The 2,313-nt window shown below is 73.5% G+C and carries 2 protein-coding genes and 1 pseudogene; all 3 read right to left on the reverse strand.

From position 1 onward, the window contains the following. Positions 1-835 (reverse strand): annotated as a pseudogene (locus EHS43_RS42760) (hypothetical protein); the annotation flags it as partial. Positions 836-993: 158 nt separating this feature from the next. Further along, complete coding sequence (locus tag EHS43_RS42765) at positions 994-1,404, reverse strand: DUF6113 family protein (protein ID WP_125195845.1); 411 nt, start codon at positions 1,402-1,404, stop codon at positions 994-996. Next, complete coding sequence (mshB, locus tag EHS43_RS42770; protein ID WP_125195846.1) at positions 1,401-2,258, reverse strand: N-acetyl-1-D-myo-inositol-2-amino-2-deoxy-alpha-D-glucopyranoside deacetylase; 858 nt, start codon at positions 2,256-2,258, stop codon at positions 1,401-1,403. Before mshB ends, EHS43_RS42765 begins: the two co-directional genes overlap by 4 nt. Positions 2,259-2,313 lie beyond the last annotated feature (55 nt).

The raw sequence follows: 2,313 nt of genomic DNA on the forward strand, positions 1-2,313 counted from the left end.
CGGGGCCGCCCTGGGTGGGCGGGCCGCCCTGCGTGCCGAAGCCGCCCTGGCCGTTCTCCCCGGCCGGGGAGCCGGAGCCGCTGCCGTTCTCGGCGAAGTACGGGAGCTCGTCGCGGCGGGGTTCGGTGCCGCGCTGGCCGCCGTTGAGCGCCTCGGTGACATCGAAGGAGCCGGTGCCACCGCCGTGGCCCGGTGCCACCGGGCCGCCGGTGGCACCGGGCAGTCCGGCGCCGTTGGTGGCGCCGGGACGGGAGCCGCCCGGCACGCTCATGGAACCGACCACCCCGCCGGGGCGCCCGGCCCCGGGGCGCGCACCGCCGGACGAGGCCGCACCGGAACCGCCCTGACGGGGACCGGATGCCGCGGGAGCGCCCGCACCCGCGCCCGAACCGCCCGGCAGACCGGCGCCGTTGGTGCCGCCGCCTGCCTGAGGGGGCTTGGCGGGGCCGGACTTGCGGGGCGCGAACCAGTCGCTGGCCTTCTCGTCGGCGGCCGGCTGACCGGGTTCGGCGGGCAGTTCGACCGTGCCGGTCGTCGAGGAGGGACTCGGCGTCGGTGCCTCGGTCTCGGGACCGCTGCTGCCGGAACTCTCCGTGTCCGCGACGGGCTGACGCACGACGACCGGTGGAATGGGCCGGGAACCGGGGATGTTGATCCGGATCCGGGTCGTCAGCGTGGTCTCGGTCTTGCGTTCTTCCGGCTGCGTGGCCGAACGGCCCGCGTCCGGACCGCCGTCGGAAGCCATGGGCGTCCCGTACGGCGGCGTGCCCGAGGGGTAGGCGGCTCCGCCGCGCCCGTTGGGCCCGGAGGACGGACTGTCAGTTTCACGACTCAAGGCAGGTTCTCCCGGTTGGCTCCGCCGCCCGTTTCGACCTCACTGCTTCGGGCGTCGGCGGCGCGCACCACCATACTGGCCACTTCTGGCCTGTATCCCACGACCGCCGGGGAAACCCACACGGGACTCGCACGCGCGCGATGCGGAGAAGTGGTACGTCACTTGCCAAGTCGGACGCCGTCGCCGCCCGGTTGCCGCCCCTGCCCAAGGGTGGCGCAGATCACAGCGACAGCCATGCCACCGAGCAGGAAGAGATAGGAGCCACTTCCCGCGGCGAAGACGAAGTCGCCCTCCGGACGGCTGGCGGTCAGGAAGATGACGGCGACCATCCAGCCGGCGGCGGGCGCGACGGCTCCGGCGCGGCTGCCGACGGCACGGGCCCCGCCGAGCAGCAGCCCGGCCTCACCCAGCAGCGCGAGCAGCAGCCCGCCGGGGAACCAGCCCCCCTGCACCAGTGATCCGGCGAGCCCCACCACCGCCCCGAGCACGAAAAGGCCGAGGTAGGCGGCGGCCCGTCCGGCGGAGGGGCGCTGCAGGGGCTGGGCCAGCATCGGCGTACGGTCGCTCATGCCGCATCCTCGATCCCGGAGAACAGGTCGGTCTCCCTGGTGTCCCCGGGTTCCCCTCTCACCAGTTCGTAGTACTCGGTGGTGAACAGGGGTTGCGCGAGTTCGTTGGAGAGCGCGAAGTAGGACCCGCGGACGTCGATCTGGGTCGCGTGCGCGGCCATCGCGGCGCTCTTGGCGGCGGCGTGGGCGGTGCCGTCGATCTCGGTGGTGATCCGCTCGTCGTCCACCACGCCCGGTACGTCGTCGAGGACGGCGGTCCGGGTGAAGGGGAGGCCGGGCAGGTCGGCGTGGAGCCGGGCGAAGGCCTGCTCACCGACCGCGCGCGGTAGGCGGTTCCAGTAGACCTTGGGGATCGGCCATCCGGCGTCGGCGGCGAGCTCGACGGCGCGCATGGCGACGCGGTGCGCCTGGATGTGGTCGGGGTGTCCGTACCCGCCGTGCTCGTCGTAGGTGACGAGGACCTGGGGGCGCGCCTCCAGGATCACCTCGACGAGATGCCCGGCCGCCTCGTCGACGTCGGCCCGCCAGAAGCAGTGCGGGTTGTCGTTGTCGGCGGTGCCCATCATTCCGGAGTCCTGGTACCGGCCGCGGCCGCCGAGGAGGCCGAAGTCCCGGACACCGAGCCGGTCCATGGCCCGGGCCAGCTCGCGCTCCCGCTCCTCGGCGAGGGCGGCGCCGGTCAGATGCCGGAGCTGCGGCGGGATGACCTCGCCACGCTCGCCGAGGGTGCAGGTGACCAGGGTCACCCGGGCCCCCTCGGCCGCGTACCTGGCCATGGTCGCGCCGTTGTTGATGGACTCGTCGTCCGGGTGCGCGTGCACCAGGAGAAGACGCCGAGCGGGCTGTTCCGTCATGGCCCCAGCCTACGAGCTGTCTCTTATACACATCTCCGAGCCCACGAGACATCTC

Source organism: Streptomyces sp. RP5T, assembly GCF_003933965.1.
Classification (GTDB): domain Bacteria; phylum Actinomycetota; class Actinomycetes; order Streptomycetales; family Streptomycetaceae; genus Streptomyces.

What these genes read in the sequence shown, in the direction of transcription:
- EHS43_RS42765 (WP_125195845.1), bottom strand. Translation starts at nt 1,404, where the DNA reads ATGAGCGACCGTACGCCGATGCTGGCCCAGCCCCTGCAGCGCCCCTCC.
- mshB (WP_125195846.1), bottom strand. Translation starts at nt 2,258, where the DNA reads ATGACGGAACAGCCCGCTCGGCGTCTTCTCCTGGTGCACGCGCACCCG.